Here is a 5,577-nt window from a genome sequence, read left to right as displayed (position 1 = left end):
CCAGCCTTGGCTATTCACAGCAGAGTCACCTCGCCCTGATTCAGTCGGTCGACCTCTGCGGCGTCTACGGGCTCAGCTTTCTGCTCGTCCTGACCAATGCGACCCTGGCCGACACCGTCCGGGCGCTCGCCCGGCGCACGTATCAGACACTTCCCTGGAAGGGTGTTGCTGTTGCCACCATTCTTTTTGCGGCCAATTTCGGCTACGGTTATCTCCGGCTGCAACAGGACCTTGACGGACGGGAACGGACCCTGGCAGTCACGCTGGCCCAGGGAAACATCGACCAGTCAGTCAAATGGGATCCCGCCAACCAGCAGAACACCATCGCGATCTACGGCAACCTCTCCCTCGACGCAAACCGTCAGCAGAAGACCGATCTCCTGATCTGGCCGGAGAGTGCCACCCCATTCTATTTCCAGGATGCCGGCCCCCTGAGCGATGCAGTGGTCGCAACGGCCCGCGCCGCCGACGCCTGGCTGCTTTTCGGCAGCCCCGCCTATGAGTTTGTCAATCGCCGTCCTCGCTATCTCAACAGCGCCTTCCTTCTCTCCGGTGACGGACAACTGCTCGGTCGCAGCGACAAGGTTCACCTCGTCCCCTTCGGCGAGTATGTTCCCCTGGGGAAATACCTCCCATTCATCGACAAACTGGTGGTGGGAATCGGCGATTTCTCTCCCGGCACGATCAGCCCGCTGCCGATGAACGGCTCCGAGGTCGGGGTGCTCGTCTGCTACGAAGCCATCTTCCCCGAGCTGGCGCGGGAGTGGGTTCGCCAGGGAAGCGATCTGCTCGTCAACATTACCAACGACGCCTGGTTCGGCCGTTCGTCGGCCCCCTACCAGCATCTGGCGATGACCCGCTTTCGCGCTATCGAAAACCGCATCTGGATCGCCCGCGCCGCCAACACCGGTATCAGCGCCTTTATCGCTCCGTCTGGACGCATCATCGCTCAGAGCCCCATTTTCCAAGCCCTCTATCTGCAAGGGGAGGTGGGTCTGGGCGCCCGGCCGACGCTCTATACGCGCTTCGGTGATGTTTTCCCTGTCATGTTCCTTCTGCTCAGTGTCGGCTGGCTGGTAAAAACCCGCCGACGCCTCGACAGAACCTGAGAAAACAGCCCCTTGCTCATTCACAGGGCAATCGCTATAATCCCCCCCTCAACTTATAACGAGAGGAACCGTCATGTTTCGTGAAGAGAAGGAAGTGTTGAACGACCTGAAGAGTAAGCTCACTGAGCTGAGGGGGTATCTTTGACATAGCCGCCAAGAAGGAGAGGGTGGCTGAATTGGAGGCGGAGATCGCCCGACCCGGCTTCTGGGACCGCGGTGACCAGGCCCAGGAGCTGCTGCGGGAGCGCACCTCTTTGCAGAAGCTGGTCGACGGGTGGGAGGAGTCCTGGCAGGAGTTGGAGGACCTCTCGGTTTTGGCCGAACTGGGTGAAGAGGGAGAGGACGAAGCGACTTTGGCGGAGATCCGCGAACTGCTGCCGGCGCTGGAACAGAAGGTGGCGAAGATGGAGTTCGCCCGCATGCTCTCCGGTCAGCATGACGCCAGTAATGCCATCGTCAGCATCAATGCCGGGGCCGGCGGTACCGAGGCGCAGGACTGGGCGGAGATGCTGCTTCGCATGTATCTGCGTTTCTGCGAGAAGAGGGGTTTCCGGGCCGAGATCACAGATTATCAGCCCGGCGAGGAGGCCGGGGTGAAGGGGGTTACCTTTACCGTCGAGGGCGACTACGCCTACGGCTGGCTGCGGGCCGAGATCGGCATCCACCGCCTGGTGCGCATCTCTCCCTTCGATTCCAACGCCCGCCGGCATACCTCCTTCTGCTCGGTCTTCGTCTTTCCAGAAATCTCTGACGAGGTGGAGGTGGAGATCGACGATAAGGACCTGCGCGTCGACACCTACCGCTCGAGCGGCGCCGGCGGCCAGCACGTCAACAAGACCGAATCGGCGATCCGCATCACCCATGTGCCGACCGGCATCGTCGTTGCCTGCCAGAACGAGCGTTCGCAGCACAAAAACCGGGCCACCGCCATGAAACAGCTCAAGGCCCGGCTCTATGAGCTGGAGATGCGCAAGAAAGAGGAAGAGGCAGCGACCATTACCGGAGAGAAGAAGGAGATCGGTTGGGGCAGCCAGATTCGTTCCTACGTGCTGCACCCCTACCGCATGGTCAAGGATCACCGCACCGGCTTCGAGGTGGGCAATACCGACGCCGTGCTCGACGGCGATCTGGACGGGTTTATTGAGGCCTATCTGCTCAGCCGCGCATAGTGCCCCGGATGATTCGTTCTTGAAGTGAATTCTGAGAGTGTTAACGATTTCATCAGTTGCCAACTGATGGAACAAGGAGATATCGGGATGCAAACCGCTCGTGCCATATCCAGTTGCAGATATTTGATGCTCTTGCTCCTGCTGACGGTTCTGATCGCCGGCTGCGGTGGCGACGACGCTGACGAGTCGGTGCCGGCTTTGACCATTGCTGACATCAATCCGAATAGTACAGTGCGCAGCCGTCAGCTGGCCGGCACTTTCGAACCCGGAGCCGTTGTCCAGGTAACGGTCGACACCACTGCCGTGGTCAATGCCCTGCAGGTTGCGGACGGTCATTGGAGCTGTACGATAGAAGCTCTGGCGCCTGGCAGCAATTTCGTCACCATCCTGGCAACGGATTCCAGCGGCAACCAGAACGCACTGCTGTTGAGCCTGCTTTATGACCCGGTGAGCATCGAACGCTGGGTCACTCCCATTCCCGTAAACACTGGGACGACCATCGGCGGCCTGATCGATCCGGCCGCCGCCGGCAGTCTCACCGTAACAGTCAATACCGCCCCTGCCGGACCAACACCGATTGTTCTTGATCCTGTTGTGAACGGCGATCATTGGCATGCCGATCATACCGGGCTGTCGAACGGAAACTACCTGGTCACTGTAAAAGTTACCCCCCCGGCTCCCGCTGTCGCCGAGGTGGTAAAGACTCTTGCTCTCAACGTGGTTGCCGTAGCGCCGGTAGTCACGATAGATCAGGTTCTCAGTCCCACAAACGTTGACAATCAGTCTGTCACTGGAACTCGAGGCAACGATCTGGCGGTGCCGGTTCTTGCGCCTACGGCAGTTGTTGGTGATTTGACCCCGACCGGTAATCCTGCGACCTGGAGCCGCCCCCTCACAGAACTGCAGCCGGGGAAAAACCCGTTCACCGCAAGCGTTACCCTGAATGGTGTCACGGCTACCGCCCGAGACCTGATCGTTTATGACAACGTCCCGCCGTCGATCATCAGCACCGTCCCGGCGAACGCTGCCGTCAACGTCAGTTCTGCCTTGCCGGTCCAGGCGGTCTTCAACGAGTCGATGCGGGAGACATCCATTAACAACACCACATTCAACGTCGCCTGTCAGCAAATACTGGTGGACGGTGCGGTGACCTACAATGCCGTGACCCGGACGGCCACCTTCACTCCGGCTGCGCCGCTCCCTGTCGGGGCCTGCATCGCCACCCTGACCACCGCCATTACCGATTTGGCCGGAAACGCTCTGCCCGGCTTCACCTGGAGCTTTACCGTCAACTGAGTTCCCCACTCCGGGCACCGGCTTTCTCCTTGACTTGACTGCCCCTGCGGTATAAGGTAGCTGGCCTTGAAACCGGGATGAAAGGTATTGGATTTATGGAAGAACTGAACGAACTCCTGGTGCAGCGTCGGGCCAAGATGGAAGAGCTGCGCCGGCAGGGTATCAACCCATTTGCCAATGATTTTCCCGTCAGCCATACCACTGCAGACGTCGTTTCCGCCCACGGCGATCATGATGCCGACAACCTCGAGAACTGTGCCGCCCGTTATGTTCTTGGTGGCAGGATCATGGCCCGGCGCGATTTCGGCAAAGCGGCCTTCATTCAGGTGCAGGATCGCAAAGGACGGCTCCAGGTTTATGTAGCTCGGGATGCAGTCGGCGAGGAGGTTTTCGAGCAATTCAAGAAGCTCGACCTTGGCGATATTGTCGGGCTCTCAGGCACCCCCTTTCGGACCAAGACCGGTGAACTGTCCCTGCGCGCCGACGCCATCCGCATCCTGACCAAATCGCTGCAGCCCCTGCCTGAGAAGTGGCACGGCTTGACCGACGTCGAAACCCGCTACCGTCAGCGCTATCTCGATCTGATCGCCAATCCCGAGGTCGGCGAGACCTTTCGCGCCCGCAGCCGCATCATCGGCCTGATTCGGCAGTTCATGCTGGGGCGGGATTACCTCGAAGTCGAGACGCCGATGATGCAGCCGATCGCCGGCGGGGCCACGGCCAAGCCTTTTGTAACTCATCACAACACTCTGAAGATGGACCTCTTTCTGCGCATTGCGCCGGAACTCTATCTCAAGCGTCTGGTCGTCGGCGGCTTCGAGCGGGTTTTCGAGATCAACCGCAACTTCCGCAATGAGGGGATCTCCATCCAGCACAATCCCGAGTTCACCATGATGGAGTTCTACCAGGCCTATGCCACCTACAAGGACCTCATGGATCTGACGGAGGAACTGATCTGCCACGTCGCCAGTGAAGTGGTAGGAAAGCTGGTTTTTACCTACGGCGGCAAAGAGGTGAATCTGACTCCTCCCTGGGACCGGTTGACGGTGCGCGAGGCGATCGTCAAGTACGGCAATATCGATCCTTCGATTCTTGAAGATCGCGAGCAGCTTCTGCGGGTGGCCGCCGGTCTCGGTCTGGAACTCGACAAGAACATCGGACACGGCAAGCTGCTGACCGAGCTCTTCGATGCGGTGGCCGAGCCCAAGCTGTGGCATCCGACCTTCATTACCGAGTACCCCACCGAGGTCTCCCCCCTGTCGCGTAAAAACGACGCCAATCCCGAGGTCGTCGACCGTTTCGAACTCTTCATTGTCGGCCGTGAACTGGCCAACGCCTTTTCCGAGCTCAACGATCCGCTCGACCAGAAGGATCGTTTCCTCAAGCAGCTGGCAGAAAAGGAGGCCGGCGACGAGGAGGCGCATGCCATGGACGAGGACTACATCCGTGCATTGGAACACGGTCTGCCGCCGACGGCCGGAGAAGGGATCGGCATCGATCGGTTGGTCATGCTGTTGACCGACTCGGCCTCGATTCGGGACGTCATACTCTTTCCGCAGCTTCGACCGGAGAAATAACCCAGGCACGAGGCGCGAGGTCCGAGGCATCAAATTTTTTGCTTCCCCTCGAGCCTCGAGCCTCGAGCCTCGAGCCTGAATGATGTCCTACGAATTATTCGTCAGCCTGCGTTACTTGCGGGCCAAGCGCAAGCAGACCTTCATCTCTGTAATCTCCTTCATCTCCATCGCCGGGGTTACACTGGGGGTGGCAGCCCTGATCGTCGTACTGGCGGTCATGACCGGTTTCCATGACGGGGTTCGCCAGCAGATCCTCGGTAATATCCCCCAGGTGCTGATCCAGAAGCACGGCGAGGATTTTGCCGGTTTCGCTGAAGTAGTGGAGAAGGCCAGGGCGATCTCTCCCCATGTCATTGCCGCTACTCCCTTTGTGACCAAAGAGGCAATGCTGCTCTCCCGACAGAGCGTTGCGGCGGTCAATGTCAA

The 5,577-nt window shown here is 59.5% G+C and carries 5 protein-coding genes; all 5 read left to right on the top strand.

Features of this window, described 5'->3' with window-relative positions; all coding sequences use genetic code 11:
• Positions 1-1,109: apolipoprotein N-acyltransferase (gene lnt, locus VD811_11150; protein HXV21528.1), on the top strand; the 1,109-nt coding region annotated here is incomplete at its 5' end.
• 73 nt (positions 1,110-1,182) lie between these two features.
• Positions 1,183-2,278, top strand: a protein-coding gene (prfB, locus tag VD811_11145) for a peptide chain release factor 2 (protein HXV21527.1) whose coding sequence is annotated in 2 segments (ribosomal slippage) — positions 1,183-1,251 and positions 1,253-2,278 — 1,095 coding nt in all. Because the reading frame shifts where the segments join, the coding sequence is not laid out codon by codon here.
• A gap of 87 nt (positions 2,279-2,365) precedes the next feature.
• Positions 2,366-3,574: an Ig-like domain-containing protein gene (locus VD811_11140; GenBank protein ID HXV21526.1), complete on the top strand. Its 1,209-nt coding sequence runs from the start codon at positions 2,366-2,368 to the stop codon at positions 3,572-3,574.
• Positions 3,575-3,669: 95 nt separating this feature from the next.
• Positions 3,670-5,151, top strand: coding sequence for a lysine--tRNA ligase (gene lysS / locus VD811_11135; GenBank protein HXV21525.1), 1,482 nt, complete (start codon positions 3,670-3,672; stop codon positions 5,149-5,151).
• Positions 5,152-5,233: 82 nt separating this feature from the next.
• Positions 5,234-5,577, top strand: a 344-nt coding sequence (locus VD811_11130; protein ID HXV21524.1) for an ABC transporter permease, incomplete at its 3' end; no start/stop codon positions are given.

This window comes from Desulfuromonadales bacterium, assembly GCA_035620395.1.
Taxonomy (GTDB): domain Bacteria; phylum Desulfobacterota; class Desulfuromonadia; order Desulfuromonadales; family DASPGW01; genus DASPGW01.
The sequence above is the reverse complement of the archived record's forward strand: the minus strand, read 5'-3'. Positions and strand labels throughout refer to the sequence as shown.